Origin of the sequence: Arthrobacter sp. ZGTC412 (genome assembly GCF_002929215.1) — a bacterium.
Lineage (GTDB): Bacteria > Actinomycetota > Actinomycetes > Actinomycetales > Micrococcaceae > Arthrobacter.
Genome location: NZ_PJII01000016.1, coordinates 22,590 through 46,324, shown reverse-complemented (window position 1 = coordinate 46,324; position 23,735 = coordinate 22,590). Strand labels below are relative to the sequence as shown.

The 23,735-nt window shown below is 65.9% G+C and carries 20 protein-coding genes and 2 tRNA genes; 20 read left to right on the top strand and 2 right to left on the bottom strand.

Going from position 1 to position 23,735, the window contains the following annotated elements; translation table 11 throughout:
* Nucleotides 1-276 precede the first annotated feature (276 nt).
* The 13 genes from CXQ88_RS16335 (at nucleotide 277) to CXQ88_RS16275 (ending at nucleotide 13,882) form a co-directional block, all read left to right on the top strand.
* Nucleotides 277-3,735 (top strand): Rne/Rng family ribonuclease, encoded by a 3,459-nt coding sequence (locus CXQ88_RS16335; RefSeq protein ID WP_104045196.1) that lies wholly within the window; start codon nucleotides 277-279, stop codon nucleotides 3,733-3,735.
* A gap of 284 nt (nucleotides 3,736-4,019) precedes the next feature.
* The gene (gene thiD, locus CXQ88_RS16330; RefSeq protein ID WP_104045195.1) at nucleotides 4,020-5,543 is read left to right on the top strand and encodes a bifunctional hydroxymethylpyrimidine kinase/phosphomethylpyrimidine kinase; all 1,524 of its coding nucleotides are present in this window, start codon (nucleotides 4,020-4,022) and stop codon (nucleotides 5,541-5,543) included.
* Nucleotides 5,544-5,806: 263 nt separating this feature from the next.
* On the top strand, nucleotides 5,807-6,115 hold the full coding sequence (rplU, locus tag CXQ88_RS16325; protein WP_091422877.1) for a 50S ribosomal protein L21: 309 nt from the start codon (nucleotides 5,807-5,809) through the stop codon (nucleotides 6,113-6,115).
* Nucleotides 6,116-6,174: 59 nt separating this feature from the next.
* Nucleotides 6,175-6,438 carry a 50S ribosomal protein L27 gene (gene rpmA, locus CXQ88_RS16320; protein WP_009372867.1) on the top strand — a complete coding sequence of 88 codons (264 nt, stop codon included), beginning with the start codon at nucleotides 6,175-6,177 and terminating at the stop codon, nucleotides 6,436-6,438.
* A 116-nt stretch (nucleotides 6,439-6,554) separates the two neighbouring features.
* The gene (obgE, locus tag CXQ88_RS16315; protein ID WP_104045194.1) at nucleotides 6,555-8,144 is read left to right on the top strand and encodes a GTPase ObgE; all 1,590 of its coding nucleotides are present in this window, start codon (nucleotides 6,555-6,557) and stop codon (nucleotides 8,142-8,144) included.
* Nucleotides 8,134-9,285, top strand: coding sequence for a glutamate 5-kinase (gene proB / locus CXQ88_RS16310; protein ID WP_104045193.1), 1,152 nt, complete (start codon nucleotides 8,134-8,136; stop codon nucleotides 9,283-9,285). Before obgE ends, proB begins: the two co-directional genes overlap by 11 nt.
* A 26-nt stretch (nucleotides 9,286-9,311) precedes the next feature.
* On the top strand, nucleotides 9,312-10,691 hold the full coding sequence (locus CXQ88_RS16305; protein WP_104045192.1) for a glutamate-5-semialdehyde dehydrogenase: 1,380 nt from the start codon (nucleotides 9,312-9,314) through the stop codon (nucleotides 10,689-10,691).
* A gap of 78 nt (nucleotides 10,692-10,769) precedes the next feature.
* Nucleotides 10,770-11,000, top strand: coding sequence for a hypothetical protein (locus CXQ88_RS16300; protein ID WP_104045191.1), 231 nt, complete (start codon nucleotides 10,770-10,772; stop codon nucleotides 10,998-11,000).
* Between the two features lie 55 nt (nucleotides 11,001-11,055).
* Nucleotides 11,056-11,670, top strand: a complete 615-nt coding sequence (gene nadD, locus CXQ88_RS16295; protein ID WP_373637776.1) for a nicotinate-nucleotide adenylyltransferase — start codon at nucleotides 11,056-11,058, stop codon at nucleotides 11,668-11,670.
* 7 nt (nucleotides 11,671-11,677) lie between these two features.
* A complete protein-coding gene (locus CXQ88_RS16290) occupies nucleotides 11,678-12,991 on the top strand; it encodes a hypothetical protein (RefSeq protein ID WP_104045189.1) in 1,314 nt (437 codons plus the stop codon).
* A 46-nt stretch (nucleotides 12,992-13,037) separates the two neighbouring features.
* A complete protein-coding gene (gene rsfS, locus CXQ88_RS16285) occupies nucleotides 13,038-13,439 on the top strand; it encodes a ribosome silencing factor (RefSeq protein ID WP_104045188.1) in 402 nt (133 codons plus the stop codon).
* A 115-nt stretch (nucleotides 13,440-13,554) separates the two neighbouring features.
* Nucleotides 13,555-13,627 (top strand) — tRNA-Ala (locus CXQ88_RS16280).
* 182 nt (nucleotides 13,628-13,809) lie between these two features.
* A tRNA-Ala gene (locus CXQ88_RS16275) sits at nucleotides 13,810-13,882 on the top strand.
* A 90-nt stretch (nucleotides 13,883-13,972) separates the two neighbouring features.
* Here CXQ88_RS16275 and CXQ88_RS16270 read toward each other — a convergent pair.
* Nucleotides 13,973-15,289 carry a class I SAM-dependent methyltransferase gene (locus tag CXQ88_RS16270; protein WP_104045187.1) on the bottom strand — a complete coding sequence of 439 codons (1,317 nt, stop codon included), beginning with the start codon at nucleotides 15,287-15,289 and terminating at the stop codon, nucleotides 13,973-13,975.
* A 67-nt stretch (nucleotides 15,290-15,356) separates the two neighbouring features.
* On the opposite strand from CXQ88_RS16270, the gene CXQ88_RS16265 reads away from it, so the two are divergent.
* From CXQ88_RS16265 to CXQ88_RS16240, 6 genes are all read left to right on the top strand, one after another.
* Nucleotides 15,357-16,439, top strand: a complete 1,083-nt coding sequence (locus tag CXQ88_RS16265) for an FAD-dependent oxidoreductase (RefSeq protein WP_104045186.1) — start codon at nucleotides 15,357-15,359, stop codon at nucleotides 16,437-16,439.
* Nucleotides 16,440-16,552: 113 nt separating this feature from the next.
* A complete protein-coding gene (locus CXQ88_RS16260; RefSeq protein WP_104045249.1) occupies nucleotides 16,553-17,707 on the top strand; it encodes a class I SAM-dependent methyltransferase in 1,155 nt (384 codons plus the stop codon).
* Between the two features lie 193 nt (nucleotides 17,708-17,900).
* Nucleotides 17,901-19,103 (top strand): ROK family transcriptional regulator, encoded by a 1,203-nt coding sequence (locus CXQ88_RS16255; protein ID WP_104045248.1) that lies wholly within the window; start codon nucleotides 17,901-17,903, stop codon nucleotides 19,101-19,103.
* A gap of 107 nt (nucleotides 19,104-19,210) precedes the next feature.
* Nucleotides 19,211-20,563 (top strand): extracellular solute-binding protein, encoded by a 1,353-nt coding sequence (locus tag CXQ88_RS16250; RefSeq protein WP_104045185.1) that lies wholly within the window; start codon nucleotides 19,211-19,213, stop codon nucleotides 20,561-20,563.
* A 3-nt stretch (nucleotides 20,564-20,566) separates the two neighbouring features.
* Entirely contained in the window at nucleotides 20,567-21,448 is an 882-nt protein-coding gene (locus CXQ88_RS16245) for a carbohydrate ABC transporter permease (RefSeq protein ID WP_181037569.1), read from the top strand.
* Nucleotides 21,445-22,326: a carbohydrate ABC transporter permease gene (locus tag CXQ88_RS16240; RefSeq protein WP_104045184.1), complete on the top strand. Its 882-nt coding sequence runs from the start codon at nucleotides 21,445-21,447 to the stop codon at nucleotides 22,324-22,326. The genes CXQ88_RS16245 and CXQ88_RS16240 overlap by 4 nt, the downstream gene beginning before the upstream one ends.
* Nucleotides 22,327-22,377: 51 nt before the next feature.
* Here CXQ88_RS16240 and CXQ88_RS16235 read toward each other — a convergent pair whose 3' ends face one another.
* Nucleotides 22,378-22,581 (bottom strand): hypothetical protein, encoded by a 204-nt coding sequence (locus tag CXQ88_RS16235; protein ID WP_104045183.1) that lies wholly within the window; start codon nucleotides 22,579-22,581, stop codon nucleotides 22,378-22,380.
* A 139-nt stretch (nucleotides 22,582-22,720) separates the two neighbouring features.
* Here CXQ88_RS16235 and CXQ88_RS16230 point away from each other — a divergent pair, with 139 nt between their 5' ends.
* Complete coding sequence (locus tag CXQ88_RS16230; protein WP_104045182.1) at nucleotides 22,721-23,728, top strand: AAA family ATPase; 1,008 nt, start codon at nucleotides 22,721-22,723, stop codon at nucleotides 23,726-23,728.
* Nucleotides 23,729-23,735 lie beyond the last annotated feature (7 nt).

Sequence of the window (23,735 nt, the reverse complement as noted above, 5' to 3'; positions counted from 1 at the left end):
CGGTGGCTTGTTCCCAAGACCGCCAATGACGAGCAGGGCAGGCATCGGTCTCACCGACGCAGTCTCCCGCGACTCCATTGAGCGGCACCTGGTTGTGGCACGTAGAACAACGGGTTTCAGAACATCCCGCCGGCCCCCACGGGCTGCCGCACCCCACTGCCGGTGCGAACCTGGGGGTATCCACTTGACTTCTGTCAGCGCCTGCGGGTTTTGACAATATGTGCCCCAATGGGTGCCGGATGTGGCGGTACGTCAGGGGCAGGAGTGTTGCCACATATGGATAATGAACAAGTTTTTGCCGTTAACGACGAAGCAGCGGCCGCGGAGGCCGAGGCTGCCCCCAAGAAGGCCACGAGGACCCGCCGGAAGGCCGCTCCCAAGGCAGATGCCATGATCCCGGAAGCCGACCGCACCGGAGCCGGCACTGCAGAAGGCGCCCCCGCCGACGTCGATGCTTCCGCAGCCAAAGCTGCCGAAACCGGTGTTGCTGAAACGGGTGCAGTGGAACCCAGTGCCCCGGAGGCCAAGGCTCCCGTCCGGCGGACCCGTGCCCGGAAGAAGGCGGAAACCGCTGTGCCCCTCCCGGCTTTCGCGGAAGATGCAGAGCCGGAAGCGGTGTCCGCTCTGGATGCCGCTGCCGGCGCTGACGCTGATGTCAGTGCAGGTGCCGACGCTCCCGATCTCCCGGCCGCAGAACCCGCACTCGAGGCAGCTGAGACGAAGCCGGTCCGCCGCCGTCGGGTTGCCACCCGGAAGACCTCGGCACCGGCCGCCGCGGCAGAGCCGGCAGCGGAACCGACAGATGTCCAGGCAGCTCCTGTTGCAGTCGAAGCCGTTGAGGCAGCTGACGTGCCCGCAGCAGCCACCCAGGCGGCATCAGCAGAGGCTGTTGCAGAAGCGCCCACAGAAGAAGCCCCTTCAGCACCGGCTGCTCAGGCGGCTCCCAAGGCGGAGGCCCCGCAGGGGGCAGCTTCCGGGGAGCTGGCACCGGCGGCTCCTTCCAGCCCCTTCGGCTCGCTGTTTATGGAACCCGCTTCGCCCACCTCCGTGCTGTTTCAGGCGCCGGACCTGAGCACCGTGGTGCGTCCGGTTCCCGCCGTTGTGGAAGAGGCGCCGGAGGACGACGCCGATGAGGACGATTCAGAGGATGCCAACGGCCGCCGCAGGCGCCGGGGCCGCGGCCGTCGCGGACGCAGCCGTGTCGGTGAGCGTGAGGTCGGCGCCGACGTCGAGGGCAGCGAAGATGCTGACGCAGATGCTTCCGACGACGCCGACGAAGAGTCAGCCGGGCAGGTCGAGGAAGGCGTTACGTCCCGCCGTCGTCGCCGCCGCCGCCGTGGCGACCAGGATCTCGAACTGACGGGCGGGGGAGACGACGATCCGCCCAACACGGTCACCCGCGTCCGCGCGCCGCGCGCCGCGAGCGAACCGGCCGTCAGCAACCGCGTCACCAGCGTCAAGGGATCCACCCGCCTGGAGGCGAAGAAGCAGCGCCGGCGCGAGTCCCGTGACACCGGCCGCCGCCGCACCGTCATCACCGAGGCGGAGTTCCTCGCCCGCCGCGAGTCTGTCGACCGGCAGATGATTGTGCGCCAGCGCGACGACAGAATTCAGATCGCCGTCCTCGAAGACGGTGTCCTGGCCGAGCACTTTGTGTCAAAGACCCAGCAGGACTCCCTGATTGGCAACGTCTACCTGGGCAAGGTCCAGAACGTGCTGCCGTCCATGGAAGCTGCCTTCGTGGACATCGGACGCGGCCGCAACGCCGTCCTGTACGCCGGCGAGGTGAACTGGGATGCCGTGAACGTCGAGGGCAAACAGCGCCGTATTGAAAACGCCCTCAAGTCCGGCGACACCGTCCTTGTCCAGGTGACCAAGGACCCCGTAGGGCACAAGGGCGCCCGCCTGACCAGCCAGATCTCGCTGCCCGGCCGCTACCTTGTGTTCGTGCCCGGCGGCTCGATGACCGGCATTTCCCGCAAGCTGCCCGACGTCGAACGCAACCGCCTCAAGCGCATCCTCAAGGACCGCCTCCCGGAGCAGGCCGGTGTCATTGTCCGCACCGCCGCCGAGGGCGCTTCCGAGGAAGAGTTGACGCACGATATCAACCGGCTGCGCGCCCAGTGGGAGGGCATCGAGAGCCAGTCGAAGTCCACCAAGATCCTTGCCCCGGAACTGCTCTACGGCGAACCGGACCTCACCATCAAGGTTGTCCGCGACGTCTTCAACGAGGACTTCTCCAAGCTGATCGTCTCCGGCGAGGAAGCCTGGGACACCATCGAGGCGTACGTTACCTACGTGGCGCCGGACCTGGTGGGCCGCCTGGAAAAGTGGACCAAGGACCAGGACATCTTTGCTGCCTGGCGCATCGACGAGCAGATCCATAAGGCACTGGAGCGGAAGGTCTTCCTGCCATCCGGCGGTTCATTGGTGATCGACCGCACCGAAGCCATGACCGTGGTGGACGTCAACACCGGCAAGTTCACCGGCAGCGGCGGCAACCTCGAAGAGACGGTAACCAAAAACAACCTTGAGGCTGCGGAAGAAGTGGTCCGCCAGCTCCGCCTCCGCGATATCGGCGGCATCATCGTCATCGACTTCATCGACATGGTCCTCGAATCCAACCGCGACCTCGTTCTCCGCCGCATGGTGGAATGCCTGGGACGCGACCGCACCAAGCACCAGGTTGCCGAAGTGACGTCCCTCGGCCTGGTGCAGATGACGCGTAAGCGGATGGGCACCGGGCTCCTGGAAGTGTTCGGCGAGCAGTGCGAAACGTGCGCCGGCCGCGGCATCGTCACCCACGACGACCCCGTGGAGCACCGGCGGGCCAACATCGTGGCCGCCGAGCACCACGTCCAGCGGTCGGACAACCGGCCCGAAGCCCGCAGCGAAAGCCACCGCGCCGACGCCCAGCGCATCGACGCCAACCAGCCCGGCGCACGTCCGGACCGGAAGCGCCGGCGGGGCCGCGGCGGCCAGCAGCCTGAAATTGCCCCGGCAGCTGCCGTGCACGTCCACACAGTCCAGCCCGACCCCTCGGACGCCGAACGGCACGCCAAGGCGGAGGCCACCCGGCTGGCCCTCGCTAACATCGCCGCCGCCGCGCATGCAGCGCACCTGCACGACGACGAAGTGGCGGCGGCCAGGCAGGCGGCCGCGGACCAGCCGGCGCCCGCCTCTGCAGTGGAGGCTGCAACGCGCGACGACGAAGCGCGTCCGGCAGCCGTGCTCACCTTCGGCGGTGAGAAGGTGGTGTTGCCGTTCGTTGAGCACGCTGAAGACCAGCAGCAGAAGCCGGCCCTGACCCTGGACCGGCTGGCTGAAGCATTCGCCCAGCTCGGCCAGCCGGCGCCCGCTGAAGACCAGCCCGAGCAGGCGGAACCGGAGCAGAAGCCGGCGGAGCCCGTGGAAGCGGTACAGCCCGCACAGGTGTCCGCTCCTGCAGCCGCACCTGCGGCACCCGCGACGGACTACACCGACCACACGCTGGAGCAGTCCCGGCAGCGCCGGCCGCGGCGCAACCGCAGTGCCAGCCGTGCCCAGGGAGCTGCCAACGAAACCACGGTGCAGCACCACGAAAGCGTGGGGGCAGCCAGCACAGGGCATACCCACGAGGCAAAGGCCCCGGCACCGGCCGGTACCGGTGGAGACGCCGGCATCGAGAAAGCGGCAACAAAGCCGGCCGAGGCGCCCATCATCCTGGGCGTCGGGGTTCCGGCCTCGGAACTCTAAGAACCACCAGTACAGGATGCCCGGCCAGCCACAGGAGTGGCAGGCCGGGCATTCCGCGTTAAAGCCAGGGGACGCAAGGGCAACGCGACCTGGAACTTATATGAGAGGAAAACCAACGGCAGGGCGCCCGGTCGCAATGCGTCACCTTCGGCCTGCGCCCGGCAAAAAAGCTAGGCTGGGGAACCGACACGGGGTGCCGCGCAGAGAGCCGGCTGAGATTCACACCCGTTGAACCTGTCCGGTTAGCACCGACGAAGGGATGTCTCTTGTCTGTGACTCTTGTAATGCCTCCTGCCCCCTCGGCAACCTTCACAGCGGCACCAACAACGCCGGGCCGGGCGGTACCCCGGGTCCTTTCCATCGCCGGCTCCGACCCTTCCGGCGGCGCCGGCATCCAAGCCGACCTGAAGAGCATCGCAGCGCTCGGAGGCTACGGGATGGCTGCCATCACTGCCCTCACCGCCCAGAACACACACGGCGTCCGGTCCGTTCATGTGCCCCCCGCAGCGTTCCTGGCCGAACAGCTGGATGCCATCAGTGACGATATTGGCATAGATGCAGTGAAGATCGGAATGCTGGGCAGCGCCGAGGTGATCGAGGCGGTGGGGACGTGGCTCCGGAAGGTGCGACCCGCCGTCGTGGTCCTGGACCCGGTGATGGTTGCCACCAGCGGTGACCGGCTCCTGCAGGAGTCCGCGGAAGCGGCACTGCGCGGGCTCCTGCCGCTGGCAGACCTCATCACCCCCAACCTGGCGGAGCTCGCCATGTTGGTTGGCGGGCAGTTGCAGGACACCTGGGCCGGCGCGCTGGAGCAGGGCCGCACCCTCGCCGCTGCCACCGGCACAACAGTTCTGGTCAAGGGCGGCCACCTGGAGGGCAACGAGTGCCCCGATGCGCTGGTCAACACCACGGGCCTGCTGTCCAACGATGTGGTGGTGGTGCCGGGGGAGCGGCTTGCAACGCGGAACAGCCACGGCACGGGCTGTTCGCTTTCTTCCGCAATGGCGGCGGCCCAGGCGCGGTTGGGGGACTGGGAGGTGTCCCTCCGTGAAGTGAAGCCCTGGCTGGCCGGCGCCCTGGAGGCATCGGAAACACTGGAGGTGGGAACAGGCAATGGGCCGGTGCACCACTTCCACCACCTGCCGCCGCCGCCTTCCGAAGGGAGCTTCGCGGCACAACTCTGGGGTGAGGCGGAAAAGGACCTAAATGACATCTATGCCCTGGACTTTATCCGCAACCTGGCTTCGGGCACCCTGGAGGAGCACGAGTTTTCGTACTACCTCGCGCAGGACGCAATCTACCTCAACGGCTATTCGCGCGTGCTGGCCAGAGCGAGTGCGCTGGCCCCCACCGAGGCAGAGCAGCTCTTCTGGGCTGCCTCTGCGGGGCAGTGCCTGGAGGTTGAGTCCGAGCTCCACCGCTCCTGGCTGGGCACGCGGACGCTCCAGCCCGGCCTCGGCCCCGTGACCAAGTCCTACGTGGACCACCTGACAGCAGCGTCGGCGTCGGGCAGCTATGCGGTTCTGGCGGCGGCCGTCCTGCCCTGCTTTTGGCTCTACGCGGAGGTGGGGGCAACGCTCCACGCCCAGTTCGTTGCGGCCGGTGAGCCCCCGGCACACCCCTATGCGGACTGGCTGCGGACCTACGCCGATGAGGACTTCGCAGCTGCCACCCGAAGGGCCATAGCAATTGTGGATGAAGCTGGGCGCAAGGCCTCCGCCGCGGACCGGGCCGCCATGGTCACGGCTTTCAAGCAGTCCTGCCGCCTGGAGGTGGGCTTCTTCGACGCGCCGCGCCTTCATTCCTGAACCGTGTCCGGCCTGCCGGCCGGTACTATGGTGGGGCAAGGTCCGTCCGCCGGACTTGAGCTGTGGTGACTATCACAGCCAACCGGCCGGGACCAGCCTCATTTGCGGCCGGAGACAAAATTAGCGTATTCTAGATCTTCGGTGCTTACGCCAACACTTGGGTTACGACCCCACGGCGTTGAGGCACAGCGAGAAGCCAGGCTTTTATTAGCCGGTTCCGCACGCAAATTTAGTAATAAACGTCGAGAGAAGTGAGTTCCCAAGTGGTGTACGCGATTGTCCGCGCAGGCGGCCGCCAAGAGAAGGTTTCCGTTGGAGACTTCGTTACCCTGAACCGCGTCGCCGGTGGAGCTGGCAGCACCATTCAGCTGCCCGCACTGCTCCTGGTTGATGGTGACAAGATCACCACTGCCGCTGCTGACCTGGCCAAGGTAACTGTTACGGCTGAGATCCTGAATGACCTCCGTGGTCCGAAGATTGTGATCCAGAAGTTCAAGAACAAGACCGGTTACAAGAAGCGCCAGGGTCACCGCCAGGAACTGACCAAGGTCAAGATCACTGGTATCCAGTAACCTTCGTTACTGTTCAGGTTTTTCAGCAGATCCCCAGAATTTAGAGGCAGGCATTTCAAATGGCACATAAAAAGGGCGCGAGCTCCACTCGCAACGGTCGTGATTCCAACGCTCAGTACCTCGGCGTCAAGCGCTTCGGCGGCCAGGTAGTTTCCGCAGGCGAGATCATCGTCCGCCAGCGTGGCACCCACTTCCACCCGGGCGCCGGCGTTGGCCGTGGCGGCGACGACACCCTGTTCGCACTGACCCCGGGAGCCGTTGAATTCGGCACCCGCCGCGGTCGTCGCGTCGTCAACATCGTTGCTGCTGCAGCTGCAGAGTAACAAACAGTTCTGAAGCGGTGGAGCGGGCCAGATGGTCCGCTCCACTGTTCTTTTAACCGCATTACAATCGTCTTGGCGCCCGGCGGCGTCCAGGAAACAGCACTGAGGAGATCCACGTGGCCAGCTTTGTAGACCGGGTAGTACTGCACGTATCCGGCGGTAGCGGCGGCCACGGGTGCGTTTCCGTCCACCGCGAGAAGTTCAAGCCGCTGGGCGGTCCCGACGGCGGCAACGGCGGCAACGGCGGCGACGTGATCCTTCGCGTGGACCACCAGACCACCACCCTCCTTGATTACCACCACGCACCCCACCGCCACGCAACCAACGGCGGCCCGGGCATGGGCGACTGGCGCGGAGGGAAGAACGGCGAGACGCTCATTCTCCCCGTCCCGGACGGCACCGTAGTCAAGTCCAAGGACGGCACCGTCCTTGCGGACCTCGTTGGCGAAGGCGCCGAGTACGTAGCCGCAGCAGGCGGTATCGGCGGCCTCGGCAACGCTGCGCTCTCGTCTCAGAAACGCCGCGCTCCCGGGTTCGCCCTGCTCGGAATCGAAGGTGAATCCAGCGACGTTGTCCTGGAGCTTAAGTCGATCGCCGACATCGCCCTGGTCGGATACCCGTCCGCCGGCAAGTCCAGCCTCATTGCCGCCATGTCCGCGGCCAGGCCCAAGATCGCCGACTACCCCTTCACCACTCTTGTTCCCAACCTTGGCGTGGTCCAGGCCGGGGACGTCCGCTTCACCATCGCCGACGTCCCGGGCCTCATCGAAGGCGCCAGCGAGGGCAGGGGCCTGGGCCACCACTTCCTGCGCCACGTGGAGCGCTGCGCCGCGCTGGTCCACGTCCTGGACTGCGGCACCCTCGAATCGGACCGTGACCCCCTCGCTGACCTCGCCATTATCGAGGCCGAACTGGAAAAATACGCCGTAGACATGAGCTACGCCGGGCAGGACGGCGAAGTTGTTCCGCTCAACCACCGCCCCCGCCTGGTGGCGTTGAACAAGGTGGACCTGCCCGACGGCAAGGACATGGCCGAATTCGTGCGCCCGGAACTAGAATCCCGCGGTTACCAGGTGTTCGAAGTGTCCGCCACCAGCCACGAGGGCTTGCGTCAGCTCGGCTTCGCCATGGCGGGTATCGTCAAGGCTGCCCGCGATGCAGTGGCCGCCGCGCCGCCCAAGGTCCAGCCGGCTGTGCTGCGGCCCCGGGCCGTCAACGAATCCGGCTTCAAGATCCGCCGCGAGGAAAAGGGCCTTGAGCCGCTGTTCCGCGTCCTTGGCGAGAAGCCGGAGCGTTGGATCAAGCAAACGGACTTCACCAACGAGGAAGCCATCGGTTACCTGGCTGACCGCCTCGCCAAGCTGGGCGTAGAGACGGAACTGTTCAAGCAGGGCGCCAAGCCTGGCGACACCGTGGTAATCGGTGGTGACGACGGCGTCGTCTTCGACTGGGAGCCCACCATGATGGCCGGTGCGGAACTCCTTGCGTCGCCGCGCGGCACTGACATCCGCTTCGCCGATATCGGTGACCGTCCCACCCGTGGCGAGAAGCGCGAAGAGCAGCAGGAACGCAAGGACGCCAGGGCGGCCGCCCGCGCCGAGCTGGAAGCAGAACGCAAGGCCGGCATCTGGACCGAGTCAGTCAGCAGCCGCAGGGTCGGCAAGCCCCTCAAGGAGAGTGGACTGGACGCAGGCGATGAGTTCTAGGCCTGCAGCCGCGGAACCGGTCACCCGCTCCGTGGACAGGAGCGTCCTCGCCAACGCCGGCCGCGTTGTGGTCAAGGTGGGTTCGTCGTCGCTGACAAGCATCAAGGGCGGCATCTCGGAAGAATCACTGACGGCCCTCGCGGATGCGCTGGCCGCCAAGCGGAATACGGGAACCGAGATCATCCTCGTTTCCTCCGGCGCCATCGCTGCCGGCCTCGCGCCGCTGGGCCTCGCCAAACGTCCGCGGGACCTTGCCACCCAGCAGGCGGCTGCGAGCGTTGGGCAGGGCCTGCTGATGGCCCGGTATACCCAGGCGTTTGGTGCACACGGCGTAACCGTCAGCCAGGTCCTGCTCACGGCAGATGACCTGATGCGGCGGAGCCAGCACACCAATGCGTTCCGTGCCCTGGACCGGCTGCTCAACCTTGGTGTGGTTCCGGTAGTGAATGAAAACGACACCGTAGCCACCCACGAAATCCGGTTCGGCGATAACGACCGCCTCGCAGCACTGGTGGCCCACCTGGTGCGGGCGGACGCGCTGGTGCTGCTGTCCGACGTCGACTCCCTGTACGACGGACCGCCGTCGCTCGGTGCGAAGAGGATTCCCCTCGTTGAAGGCCCCCATGACCTGGAAGGCGTGTCCATCGGCAAGACCGGCAAAGCCGGCGTCGGAACCGGCGGGATGCTGACCAAGGTCGAGGCGGCAACCATGGCCGCCGGCTCAGGCATCCACGCCCTGGTCACCTCAACCCCCAACGCCGCCGCGGCACTGAACGGCGAGGACGTCGGCACCTGGTTCACCGTCAACGGAGCCCGCAAGCCGGTCCGCCTGCTGTGGCTGGCGCACGTGGCCTCCGTGCAGGGCCGCCTGGTCCTGGACGAGGGCGCCGTGAAGGCTGTGCGGCATCACCGTACCTCGCTGCTGCCGGCCGGGATCTCGGCCGTGCATGGTGACTTTGAAGCGGGGGACGCCGTCGAGATCGCCAGTGCCGACGGCACCGTGGTGGCCCGCGGACTGGTGAACTACTCGTCTGCCGAACTGCCCCAGATGCTGGGCAGGTCCACCCGGGACCTCGGCGAGGCGCTGGGCAGCGGCTATGACCGTGAAGTTGTTCATGTAGATGACCTCGTGCTGGTTTGAGCTCCCGGCTCGCCTAAACTTGGAACATGACTGAGGCCCTGATCCACAAGACCGCTGAAAACTCCGGAGACACCGCCGCGCCTGCCAGCGTTCCGCCCGTCGCGTCACCTGCGTCAGCTGTTTCGGCTGAAGTTCCGCTTTCGTCCGGCGACGTCGAAGCAGCAGTCCACGCCATCGCTGACCGTTCCCGCCACGCCGCGCGCCGGATGGCCATTGCAAACCGGGGCTGGAAGGACCGGGCCCTTCGCGCGGTGGGTGCCGCTCTGCAGGAGGGCACCGCGGCCATCCTGTCCGCGAACGCCAAGGACGTGGCAGCAGGAAAAGCAAACGGCACCTCCGCAGCCATGCTGGACCGGCTCACACTCACCGAAGCCCGGATCGCGGGACTGGTGGCCGCCCTCGAGAACCTGGCCGGTCTGCCGGATCCGGTGGGCAACGTGGTCCGCGGGCAAACCCTCCCCAACGGGCTCCGCCTTCGGCAGGTCAACGTACCCATGGGCGTGGTGGCGGCCATCTACGAGGCTCGGCCCAATGTCACGGTGGACATTGCCGGGCTGGCCCTAAAGAGCGGCAACGCCGTGATCCTGCGCGGCGGCAGTGCGGCCGAGGCCACGAACGAAGTCCTGGTGCGCATCCTGCGCGAGGCGCTCGAATCCGTTGGCCTGCCTGCCGACGCCGTCCAGACAGTTGACCAGTACGGCCGCGCCGGGGCGAACGTCCTGATGCGCGCCCGCGGCAGGGTGGACGTGCTGATTCCCCGCGGCGGCCGTGAGCTCATCCAGACTGTGGTCACCAACTCCGCCGTTCCGGTCATCGAGACGGGGGAGGGGAACGTTCACATCTTCATTGACGAAACCGCCAGTGAGGACATGGCCGTGGAGATCCTCCTCAATGCCAAGACACAGCGGCCCAGCGTGTGCAATACCGTGGAAACCCTGCTGGTCCACTCCGGATCAACGGTATTGCCCGCCGTTGCCGCAGCCCTGAGCAAGGCCGGAGTCCGGCTGCACGCCGACGAACGTGTCCGTGCGTCCCTTCCCGCTTCGATCCAGTCGGAACCGGCCACTGACGAGGACTGGGGCACCGAGTACATGGACCTTGACCTCGCTGTTGCCATGGTGGACAGCCTGGACGAGGCCGTGAAGCACATCCGCACCTGGTCAACGGGGCACACCGAAGCGATCCTCACCAATGACCTCTCCAACGCCGAGCGGTTCATCGCCGAAGTGGATTCCGCCGCGGTCATCGTCAACGCCTCCACCAGGTTCACCGACGGCGGGGAACTTGGGCTTGGTGCCGAGGTAGGCATTTCCACCCAAAAGCTGCACGCGCGCGGTCCGATGGGCCTGACCGAACTCACCACCACCAAGTGGATCGTGCAGGGCGAGGGCCAGGTCCGCGCGTAGCTACGCGGTAACATAGACCAGAAGCCAGAAACGGCGGCGCTTTCCGCTGCCACAATCGTTTGAACCCAAGGGGAGAAAATGCTGTTCCAGCAGATTGCCACGACCATCGCCGAAGGCGAAGAGCACGAACTCGCCCCGCTGTGGGCTGACCCGTGGGTCTTCGGAGCGGTTATCTTCGCCATCCTGCTGGTGATGATGTTCATCACGCTGTCCTACTCCAACCTTGGCAAGCGCCACTCTGCCACCGAGGAGCACGCGGATCCGCACCGCCAGCACCCCAACAAGCACGATCACGGGCAGGGCCACTAACATTTCCCGCGTTCTTCACCACAACGGTGCCAACGGCAGGCTGCGCCTGGGCGTGATGGGCGGGACCTTTGATCCCATCCACCACGGCCACTTGGTGGCAGCCAGCGAAGTGGCTGCCGAGTTCGACCTGGACGAGGTGGTTTTTGTTCCCACCGGCCAGCCGTGGCAGAAGTTCCACAAGCAGGTCAGCGAGCCCGAGCACCGCTACCTCATGACCGTCATCGCCACGGCTTCCAACCCGCGGTTCACGGTCAGCAGGGTGGACGTTGACCGTCCCGGACCTACCTACACCATCGATACCCTGCGTGACCTTCGGGCCCAGCGCCCGGACGCGGATCTCTTTTTTATCACCGGCGCGGATGCGCTGGCGCAGATCCTGTCCTGGAAGGACATTGACGAGTTGTGGTCACTTGCCCACTTCGTGGGAGTGACCAGGCCGGGGCATGTGCTTGACGGCATGGGCCGGAAAGACGTCAGCCTCCTTGAGGTGCCCGCAATGGCCATCTCTTCCACGGACTGCCGTTCCCGCGTGGCCGCGAACAATCCTGTGTGGTACCTCGTGCCGGACGGGGTGGTCCAGTACATCGCCAAGTACGGGCTTTACCTGGACGCCCCGGCAGGCGCCAATGCTCAAACCTCCGAAGCAAGCGAACCAGCCAGCACTGAATGAGTTCTCTATGAGTCAGGAACAGCCCCCCATCCGAAGCCGCCGGGAACTCCGGAAGGCAAGGGATGCGCAACAGACATCCGTGTCAACAGCTACGGATGAGCTTTCGCCTGCCCCGAAGAAGCCGGCGGCAAACCGCCCTGCACCGGGCACTGCAGCGCTGACTCCTGAACAGACGCACACCCAGCGTTCCTCGCAGATCCGGGCGCGGGACCGTGCGGCGCTGCGCACCATCAAGGAACTGGAAGAGAAAGAGGGCCAGCTTTCGGCAGGAGGTCCGCCCACTCGTCGCCAGTTGCGCCTGCAGCAGCTTAAGGAGCAGGCGCTGACCGCTGCCCACCCCATTGTTGCCCCGGCCGCACCCGTTGATCCGGGTGCCAGCGGTCCCGCCTCTCCGGCCTCCCAGGAGAGCGCGGCAGGGGAACAGGATCCCCAGGGGGCAAAGGGAGTACCTTCCCCGAGTACTGTGCCGCCCCGCGACAACGCGCCTACCCCTGGTGCTGCGCCTTCCCCGGCGTCGGCTGTCCCGGATGGAATGACCGTCGAACAGGCTTTGGCGGCGAGGTCGTTGATCGCCGAACAGGCAAAAAACCAGATCGCGAAGATGCAGCACATCGCTTCCCTGGATCCGGAAGCCGTGGATCCGGACATTTTGGCGGAGCAGATTGCCCTGGCGGAACGTGCGGCCGTGATGAACCGGCGGGCCTTGGCGAAGCAGAAGCTGGCCGAGCAGACCGGCGTCCCTGCACCAGCCGCCGATCCTTCGTCCGCCGCAGAACCTGCAGCCCAGCAGCAAGGACCGAAGGCCCCACCCGTTCCGGCGCAGCGGCCGGCACCCTCCACCGCCAGCAACCTGGCCATGGTCACGCCTCTGGAGTTCGTCCAGGTGCCGGGCGTCGACCGGCCGGTTATGAAGCCGCCGGCAACGAGCTACGTTCCGGTTACCACCCGTCCCGGCACAAAGGTTCCCCCATCCGGCACCAAGAAGCGGCGCCCGGCCGGCGGCCAGCCTGCCGCGTCGGACGCCGGATCCGGCCGTTCCCAGGTGATCGCCAGGGCTGAGGCCGCGGCCAAGGCTGCCGTCCGCCCCAAGCCTGCTGTCCTGGCACCGGCAGTGGTGGCGGAGAACCACTCCGAGGAGGCGTTCGCGGATCTGCCCCGGGTCCCGGCCCGGCAGGCCCACGGACTGGATCCGCTGGACGCTGCGACGGCAGGGCTGGCCCGTGCCACGCGTAACCGCGTCCTCCAGTTCTGTGTCCTGGCCTTTGGGATTCTGGCCCTCGTCGCCGGCATCTTCCTGATCATCAGCGGAATGTCCCGCTAACCGGCAGTGCCGGCACCATAAGCGTTTTAACCCAACAAGGAGTCCCGTGACTGCATCAGATTCATCCATCATCACAGCCCGCGCTGCCGCCAAGGCAGCTGCGGACAAGATTGCCCAGGACATTGTGGCCCTGGACGTGAGCGAACGCCTCGCCCTGGCAGACGTTTTCCTCATTGCCTCCGCCCCCAGCGAGCGGCAGGTCAACGCCATCGTCGACGGCATCGAAGAAGAACTGGCGAAGCAGGATTTGCGCCCGATCCGGCGCGAGGGCCGTTCCGGCGGCCGTTGGGTCCTGCTCGACTACTCGGACATCGTCATCCACGTCCAGCATGAGGAAGACCGCGTCTTCTACGCGCTGGAGCGCCTGTGGAAGGACTGCCCCGTCGTGGACCTCCAACTGGGCGACGACGCCTCGGCGAAGGCTGCTGCCTCCACCGAGACGGAGTAATTGCGCGGGAACACGCCGAATATGCCCGATTTGGAATTTTCGGAATTGCTGTTCTAAGATATTTGAGTTGCTTCGGGGAAACCCGAAAGAAAAGCTCGCAGAGCGGCAATAATTCGGGGCTGTGGCGCAGCTGGTAGCGCACCTGCATGGCATGCAGGGGGTCAGGGGTTCGAGTCCCCTCAGCTCCACCGACAATCCGCCGGAATCACCAGATTCCGGCGGATTTTTGCTTTGTCTTTGAGCCCGGCGCCTGGGCTCGGCAATGGTAACCGCACCGCCGCGCAGAAGGCGGCGATTGGCGCACAGCACGAAAGTGCATTAAGCTAATCAGGTTGCTTCGGCGGGACATCCTCCCACTGCAGCATAGTCCGGGGCTGTGGCGCAGCTGGTAGCGCACCTGCATGGCATGCAGGGGGTCAGGGGTTCGAGTCCCCTCAGCTCCACCGGTCATCCTCCCCGGCAGGAGGGAACAAAAAGGAACCATCCTTCGGGATGGTTCCTTTTTTGTTTACTCAACGGTTACGGGTCCCGGCCTACAGCCACTGCGTCCGGCGCAGCGGCGGCGGGTCGCCGCCGGGCCGCTGGACAAGAACCTGGTTGACCCCCGTCAGCCCGCTTTCAAAGCCCATGGCACTGGACGCCATATACAGCCGCCACACCCTTGCCCGTCCAAGGCTGGTCAGCTTCGCCGCCTGGTCCCAATGCTCCTCCAACCGGCTGACCCATGCCCGCAGGGTGAGCGCGTAGTGCCGGCGCAAAGCTTCAACGTCCAAAATCTCGAAGCCTGCGGATTCCAGGGCGGCCGACATTTCGCCCAAGCTGATCATCTCGCCGTCGGGAAACACGTACCGGGGGATAAACGAATCAGGGTCCGGCGCGGTGGGGCCGGCATTCCAGGAAATGGCGTGGTTCAACAGCCTGCCCCCGGGGCGCAGGAGGTTGAACAACGCCGCCGTATAGCGGGGCATCTCGGCGCGTCCCACGTGTTCGGACATCCCGATGGAGCTGATGGCGTCGAAGGGCCCGTCCTGGACATCGCGGTAGTCCTGCACCCGGATGTCAACACTTTCGGTGAGGCCTGCGTCGGCCGCGCGTTTGCGCGCCATGATGGCCTGCTCCTGCGACAGGGTGACGCCAACTACCGTGGCGCCGTACTTTCCGGCAGCGTGCAGGGCGAAGCTGCCCCAGCCACAGCCGACGTCCAGCACCCGCATCCCGGGCTTGAGGCCCAGCTTGCGGCAGACCAGGTCCAGTTTCGCCTCCTGGGCCGCGTCCAGGCCGCGGGCAAGCCGGTCCCCGGCGGGAGCCAGCCCGTCCTCCTCCTCGGGCCACACGGCGCAGGAGTACACCATTGACGGACCCAGGACCATTGCATAGAAGTCATTGCCGACGTCGTAATGGTGGGAGATGGCGGCGGAATCCCGGGGCCGGGAGTGGAGCCTGCCCTTCCGGGCAATCTGCGCTTCCTCCGGCGGAGGAGCAGGGTTGGTGCCAATTGCTCGGAGCCTCACGGCAGTCCGGAGCAACGTCCAGAGTTCGCCCGGTGTGAGCGGTTTGAAGGGCCCTGGTTCTGCAAACTTGCCGGCCGAGCTGAGAGCGGTGAAGGCGGCAAAGACATCCCCGGGCGCATCAATGTCACCGGAAACGTAGGCCCGGCAGAGGCCCAATTGGCCGGGGGACCAAAGTATCCGCCGCAAGGCACGCCGGGAACGGAACTCCAGCAGCGGTGCTCCTTCCGGCCCGGCCTCGGAGCCGTCCCATGCCCGAAGGCGGAGGGGGATTTCTTCGGTGCCCAGCACGATGGCGAGGGCCTTTGCGAGTCGTGCGGCGTTCCCTTTGTTGGTGGTCATGGCAGTCCTCCCTGTGTCCTTGGGCCAAGACTAAGGTAGGCACCCCCTGCGCGACTATCATGGGTGGGTGAATTCTGCCCGCGCCGACGTTGTTGTCATTGGCGGGGGCCAAGCGGGTCTTTCCGCCGCATATCACCTCCAGCGCCGCGGGCTCGACTTCGTAGTGCTCGACGCCGAGGACGGTCCGGGCGGCGCGTGGCGGCACCGGTGGAAGAGCCTTCGGATGGCCACGGTCAACGGCATCAGCGACCTCCCCGGCATCGCCAAGCCGGCCGTGGACCCGAGGGAACCGAGCTCGGAGTTCCTGACGCGCTATTTCCGCGGGTATGAGGAGGAATTGGGGTTGTCCGTCCAGCGGCCCGTCAAGGTCGGGTCGGTCAGCCGCGAAGACACGGACCCTGCCGGCAGGTTGCTGGTCAGCACCTCCGTGGGCGACTGGAGCGCAGCGGCGGTGATCAATGCCACCGGCACGTGGACCCGGCCGTTCTGGCCCATCTATCCCGGGCAGTCGACGTTCCGGGGCAGCCAGCTCCATGTGGCGGACTATGTCTCTGCCGGGGAGTTCGCGGGCAAGCACGTCATTGTGGTGGGCGGCGGGATTTCCGCCGTCGGGCTCCTGGACGAAATCTCCCGCGTCACCTCCACCAGCTGGTTCACCCGGCGTGAGCCCGTGTGGCGGGATGCCGAATTCGATGCCAAAGCCGGCCACGACGCCGTTGCATTGGTGGAGGAGCGGGTGCGCCAGGGCCTGCCTCCGCAAAGTGTGGTGTCCGTGACCGGGCTCATCTGGACACCTGCCCTGCGCGCTGCGGCAGCACGCGGCGCCCTCAACCGGCAGCCCATGTTCACAGCGATTGAACGCGACGGCGTCCGGCTGGCCGACCGGCGCTTCCTGGCAGCAGACGTCATCCTGTGGGCCACCGGCTTCCGGGCAGAGCTCGAGCACCTCGCTCCGCTGCACCTTCGGGGACCGGGAGGAGGAATCTCGATGGAGGGAACCCAAGTGGCAGCCGAGCCGAGGGTCCATCTGGTGGGCTATGGACCGTCGTCGTCAACCATCGGCGCCAACCGGGCAGGCCGCGCTGCAGTAGCGGCGATTCTGAAACTGCCTGGGGTCCGGCCCTCCGCCAGGACGGTAGATTGGGGCTGACGGAGCCGGGCCAGCGCAAGCAGGTCCAGGGCAAGCAGGTCCAGGGCAAACGAGCCAGGGCAATCAGGCCGGGACAAACTGGACAAGGCAATCAGGCAAGGCGGCAGAACCACGTGGCACTACAGACTCTTGAGGACGTCCTTCCGGTACTCCGGCGACGACCGGACGTGGAAGCGCCCAACCTGCAGGCCTGGGATGCCACCGACCGCCTTCTGCTTGATTTCGCAGCCGCCCGCGTGTCCGCCGGAAGCAGACTGACGGTTATCGGTGACCGCTACGGCGCCCTGACCCTGGGTGCCCTCGCAGTCCTCAGCCCCGGTACGTTGCGCGTGCACCAGGACCTCATCACCGGCGAGCAGGCGCTCCGCCTCAATGCCGCGGACGTGCTCGGAAGCAGGGCCGAAAGTGACCTGCCGTTTGTCCAACTTCCCCTCGGACCCCAACTCCTGGAGGACGCAGAAACTGTCCTGCTGCAGCTGCCCAAGACCCTCGCCGAGCTTGACGAGATTGCGGCGGCGGTGGCCCGGTACGCTTCCCCGGAGGTGGTACTCCTGGCCGGCGGCCGCGTGAAGCACATGTCCCTTGGCATGAACGCGGTGCTGGAACGCCATTTCAGCTCCATCACGCCGCAGCTCGCCCGGCAGAAGTCCCGCGTAATCGTGGCCACGGGCCCGCAGGGGAGCGGTGACCCGGAACGCTTTCCCGTTGTCGAGCACCTGCCCGAACTCGATCTCGACGTTGCAGCCCACGGTGCGGTCTTTGCCGGATCCAAGCTGGATATCGGCACCCGGTTCCTGCTGACGTTCCTGCCGTCCATGCGGCCCGCCCAGCACGCCATCGACCTGGGCTGCGGCACCGGAATCCTTGCCGCGATATATGCCCGGCAGCATCCAGGCTCAACAGTCACCGCCACAGACCAGTCAGCCGCCGCCGTCGCATCCGCCCTCGCAACTGCCCAAGCGAACGGCCTGGCGGAGCAAATCCGCACTCTCCAGGACGACGCCATGGGCACCCTGCCGGACGGGACCGCGGACCTGATACTCCTGAATCCGCCCTTCCACGTAGGCGCCGGCGTCCATGCGGGAGCGGGCTTGAAGCTGATCGAAGCAGCAGGGCGGGTCCTGACGCCCGGCGGCGAGCTATGGACCGTCTACAACCGCCACCTTGCCTATCTGCCGGCGCTTGAGCGGCACGTCGGCCCTACCGTTGTGAAAGGCCAGAACCCCAAATTCACCGTGACCCTAAGCACCCGCCGCAGCCCGCGGTGACCCTGCCCGGCAAGCAGGCACGGCAACGAGGGACGGCCGGGCGAGGCTGCGCCGCGCCGTCGGCTGCCCCTATGGGTCTGCGCCCATGCGTAACGTACGATTCAGACATCAGTAACTATGTGCCGGAGACGAAGGGGACGCCGTGATTGAGATCCGCCAATCCTCACCACGACGCGGCACCAACCTGCCCCGGATGGGGGACTTTAACCTCACGGTGATCCTCGACGCCATCCGCAGGACAGCCGGCGGGCTCAGCAGGGTGGAGCTCGCCCAGATCGTCGGCCTTTCACCGCAGACCATCTCCAACATCTCCCGTCGCCTCCTGGACCAGAACCTCATCGTCGAGGCAGGCAAGGAGGGCAGCGGCCCCGGTAAGCCACGCACCATCCTCCGTCTCAACCCCGGCGGCATGTTCGCCGTCGGCGTCCACCTCGACCCCGCGGTGACCACGTTCGTGGTCCTCGACCTCGTGGGCGCGGTGGTACAGCACTCGCGGATCAAGACACCCGGCGGAAACGATCCCACCGCCGTCATTGCCACCATCGCGGCCGAGATCTCCCAGCTGGTGGCGGATTCCGGGGTGGACACGGACAGGATCGCGGGCATTGGCGTGGCGGCTCCCGGCCCCATCGACCTGGACAACGGCACCGTGGTGGACCCGCCGCTCCTTCCGGGCTGGGACCGGGTGGAACTTCGCAACGCCCTCTCGGAAGCCACCGGCTATTCCGTCCTGATGGACAAGGATGTCACCAGCGCAGCAGTGGCGGAAACCTGGGCCGGCGGCCCGAGCGGAGCCGGCAGCTTCATCTTTATGTACATGGGCACCGGCATCGGTTGCGGAATTGTGCTGAACGACGAGGTGGTCCGGGGCACGTCCGGCAACGCCGGCGAGATCGGGCACATCGTGGTGGATCCGGACGGGCCGCCATGCGACTGCGGCCTCCGCGGCTGCGTGAAATCTTCGTGCATTCCGCAGGTGCTCGTGGCCGAGGCCGAAGCAGCCGGAATTTTGGACGGCTCCCGGTCCGGAAACAGCGGGGCCGAAATCCAGCAAAGTTTCTCCGCGCTGTGCGACCTCGCGGACGAGGGGAACGAACAGGCGCTGGCGATCATCGACAAGTCCGCGGTGCTGGTGGCGCGGGCAGTTTCCGTGGTGACCAACACGCTGGACGTAGAGCGGGTGGTGTTCGGCGGACCGTTCTGGAGCCGCCTCGCCGAACGCTACCTCGAGAAGATCCCGGCACTGCTCGATGCCAACAGCGATACCCGGCTGATCCATCCCATCGAGGTGGTGGGGACCGGCGTGGGCGAGGACGTGGGGGCCATCGGCGCGGCCTCCCTGGTTCTGGAACACACCCTCGCTCCGCGCGCCCAAAGGCTCCTGCTGGAGAGCTGAGACGGTGCCCTTGCCTGGGGTTGGGCACCGATCTAGCATTTGCATATTGCCGCGGCTGGGGCCCGCAGACAACGGGGGACCGCAGCCATTTGATCGAATGGAGCACCATGCGTCGCCCGGCCCTGAAGACCATGTCCCTGATCGCTTCCGCACTGATCGTCCTGACGGCCTGTACGCCGGCTGCTCCCGAGGACAGACCGAAGACGCTGAAGGTGGTCTATCAGAAGACCGATTCCTTCACCGCCCTGGAGACGATGTTCCAGGCAGCCAAACAGGAGTTCGAGGCCGCAAACCCGGGGGTCTTGGTGGAGCTGCAGCCCATCCAGGGCAACGACGACGACTACGGCACCAAGCTGGCCCTCGCGCTGAGATCGCCCTCCACCGCGCCGGACGTTTTCTACGAGGACACCTTTAAGGTCCGCTCCGACGTCGACGCCGGCTACCTCCTCAAGCTGGACAGCCACCTTGAGGGCTGGGGGGACTGGGACAAATTCGACGACGGCGCCAAGGCGGCAGGGCGGGCGGACGACGGCGGGACCTACGCGGTGCCGCTGGGCACTGACACCCGGGCCATCTGGTACCACCGGAAGGTCCTCGAAGCCGCCGGGATCAGCGTCCCCTGGGAGCCGCGCAGCTGGCAGGACATCCTGGACACTGCACGCAAAATCAAGGCGAATGATCCCTCGGTGGTCCCGTTCAGCATGTACGCCGGCAAGGGCACCGGTGAAGGAACCGTTATGCAGGGCTTCTATGAACTGCTGTACGGAACCGGGTCCACACTGTACGACGAGGAAAACAAAAAGTGGGTGGTGGGGTCCGCCGGCTTCAAGGACTCCCTGGCTTTCCTCAAGACCCTCTACGACGAGGGGCTCGCTGTGACGCCGGCCCAGGCGCTGGATGCGAACGTCTGGAAGAAGGTCTTCGGTGAATGGTTCCCGAACGGAAAGCTGGGCGCCACCGTGGAAGGCTCCTACGCGCCGTCGTTCTGGCAGGACGGCGGCAGCTACGAATGGCCCGGCTATGAGCAAGAGATGGGGGTTGCCCCGTTCCCGACTCAAGACGGCCGCGCCCCGGGAGCCGTGAGCATGTCCGGCGGCTGGACGCTGGCCATCGGTGCCGGAACGAAGGAACCCGACCTCGCGTTCAGCTTCCTCAGCACGGCAATGAGCCGGGAGAATTCCCTTGCCTTTACGCTGGACAGTTCGCAGATCGCTGTCAGGAGTGACGTCGCGGACGATTCCGGCTACCAGGCTGCAAACCCGTTCGTGAAGGACGTTTCCGAACTCGTTTCCGTTACGCGCTACCGCCCGGCAACGTCCGACTACCCACGAATTTCCGCCGCGGTCCAGGAAGCAACGGAGGCCGTGATCACCGGCGCACGGTCGCCCGAACAGGCAGCGGGGGACTACGACGCAGCGGTGACAGACATCGTGGGTGGCGACAACACCGTCCGGAAGTAAGCGGTGCCGGCCCGAACCGGGGGACGCGGGCTGCTGCGCTACCTGCCAGTCGTGCCTGCCGTCCTGCTCCTGGTGGTTTTCCTCGCCGGTCCTGTGCTGTGGGCCTTCCACGCTTCCTTCACCAACGCCGGCCTGACAGGCCGCAACGCGCGCAGTCCCGAATGGATCGGGCTGGAGAACTACCTGCGGCTGCTGGTGGATCCGGTGTTTCCCCTGTCGCTGGGGCTTACTGTGCTGTTTGTTCTTGGGTCTGCTGTCCTGGGGCAGAACCTGCTGGGGCTGGCACTGGCCGTGCTCATGCGCCGTGCCCGCCGGGCCGTGTCAGCCGTGGTTGGAACAACGGTGGTGGCAGCCTGGGTGCTTCCCGAAATTGTTGCTGCCTTTGCCGCCTATGCCTACTTCAGCCGCGACGGGACCCTTAACCAGTTGCTGGGCGGCCTGGGGCTGGACCAGCCGGACTGGCTCTATTCCTGGCCCATGGCGGCGGTGGTGCTGGCCAACATCTGGCGCGGCACAGCCTTCTCCATGCTGGTATACCGCGCGGCGCTGAACGATATGCCCACTGAAGTGGCCGAAGCTGCCCAGATGGACGGAGCCGTGGGCTGGCAGCGGCTTGCCTTCATTACGCTGCCCATGATCCGCGGAAGTGTCGCCACCAACCTCATGCTGATCACGCTGCAGACCCTCGCTGTCTTTACCCTGATCTGGGTGATGACGGCCGGCGGCCCGGCGAACGCCAGCACCACGCTGCCCGTCCTGGCCTACCAGGAGGCCTTCAAATTCGGGGACATCGGCTACGGCACCGCCGTGGCTTCGGTGCTGATCCTCCTCGGAGGAGTTTTTGGTGCCGTCTACATCCGGCTGCTCCGGGAGGCGAAGCGATGACCGCGCCCGCCAAAGCATCCAGGGCTGCGCCTCCCGGAGCAACTTCCGGGCGGACCCGTGCCCGGTACCGCAGCAGCACTCCGGCAGATGGTTCGCTGCTGCTGCTCGGCGCCTGTTTCCTGCTGCCGCTGCTATGGCTGGTCCTGGCCTCCCTGGACACCGGGGCCGGCCACGAAACCAGGGTGCCGGCCCAGGCCAGTCTGGAAAATTTTGCCGCCATCACGACGCCCGGGCTGCTGCTTAAGCCGCTATGGAACAGCCTGGTGCTTTCCTCGGGTACCGCCGCCGTCACCCTTGTGGCAGCAGTGCTGGCGGCCTACCCGCTGTCCCGTTACCGGTCCAGGTTCAACACTCCGTTTATGTACGCCGTCCTCTTCGGCACCTGCCTTCCCATCACGGCCATCATGGTGCCGGTCTATGGACTGTTCGTTCAGCTGGAACTGCTCGACTCGATGCCGGCCACCATCCTCTTTATGGCCACCACGGCGCTGCCCATGGCCATCTGGATGACCCGGAACTTCATGGATGCGGTACCGGTCTCGCTGGAGGAAGCGGCATGGGTGGACGGCGCTTCAAGGATGACCGCACTGCGCACCATCGTCCTGCCGCTGATGCGCCAGGGCCTCGGCGTGGTGTTTATCTTTGTGTTCATCCAGGCGTGGGGGAATTTCTTCGTCCCCTTCGTGCTGCTCCTGTCCGAGGCGAACCAGCCCGCCGCCGTGTCCATCTTCAGCTTCTTCGGACAGCACGGGGCAGTTGCCTACGGCCAGCTGGCCGCGTTCTCCATCCTGTATTCGCTGCCGGTCCTGGCCCTGTACGTCATTGTGGCCAGGGGTGCCGGCAGCTCGTTCGCCCTCTCGGGCGCGGTAAGGGGCTGAGCCCGCGCAAGCAAGCCGCAACAGCGCAAGCGGGCCCGGTCCTGTGGCTGATTAGTCGATGTCCTCGAGGACAACCCCGTAGGGGATGCTGTCATCGAGGTGGGCCTGGTGGCCGGTGGAGCCGGGGTTGTAAACAACACGGACGCCATGAAGCTTGTCCGCGGCCGACTGCTGCAGGACAGGCTTGACGGTGCTGATGAACATCTCGCTTTTGTCGGCGAGAAACTCCTTGTAACTGGCTGGAAGCTCGCTCATGTCAAAAGGATAGCCCCAGGGAGGCGCGGTGGGGAGGGGTCCCCATTGCCGGAACCGGCGGGCCAGTCTTGGATAGGATGGCGGCGGAGTGCAGCCGGCCGGTTGTTACCTGCCAGTACAGTCATCAGGGGGAATACCAGTGCTTCAAACCAGCGCGTCCGCAAGGATTGAACCGGCGGAGCTGGCAAGGGCGCAGCAGGTTGCCGCGGGCATCTCCCGGAGCTTCGACGCCAAAATGGTGGGGCAGTCCCGGCTGCGCGAATCGTTGTTGATTGGTTTGCTGACCGGGGGCCATATCCTCCTGGAGAGCGTGCCCGGCCTGGCCAAAACCACCGCGGCGCAGACGGTGGCCGAAGCGGTCAGTGCGGAGTTCCGGCGGATCCAGTGCACGCCGGACCTGCTGCCAAGCGACATTGTGGGCACCCAGATCTACGACGCCGCCAAAGGCACCTTCGTGACGCAGCTGGGACCGGTCCACGCCAACATCGTGCTCCTGGACGAGATCAACCGCTCCAGCGCCAAGACCCAGAGCGCAATGCTTGAAGCCATGCAGGAACGCCAGACGTCCATCGGAGGCCAGGAGTACCGCCTGCCTTCACCGTTCCTGGTGCTGGCCACCCAGAACCCCATCGAGCAGGAGGGCACGTACCTTCTTCCGGAAGCCCAGATGGACCGCTTTATGCTCAAGGACGTCCTCGATTACCCCTCGCCTGCTGAGGAGGCCGAGATCATCCGCCGGATCGACGCCGGAATCTTCACCCAGGAGCAGAAACCGCCGGCCGCTGCGTCGCTGGACGCCGTGGTGCAGGTCCAGGACGTGGTGAAGCGGATCTACATCGATCCTGCAATCGTCAACTACATCGTGGGCCTGGTTTACGTGACCCGGAACGCGCAGCAGTACATAGATCGGCGCCTGGCTGGCTTCATCGAATTCGGTGCCAGCCCCCGCGCCAGCATTGCCTTCAGCCAGGCTGCCCGCGCCGTGGCCCTCCTGCACGGCCGGGACCACGTCATCCCTGAGGACGTGAAGTCCCTCGCCCACCGCGTGCTGCGGCACCGGCTTATCCTGAACTTTGAGGCAGTGGCCGAGCAGGTGCCGGTGGAATCGGTGATTGACGCCGTCGTCGCGGCAGTCCAGACACCCTGAGCCGGAG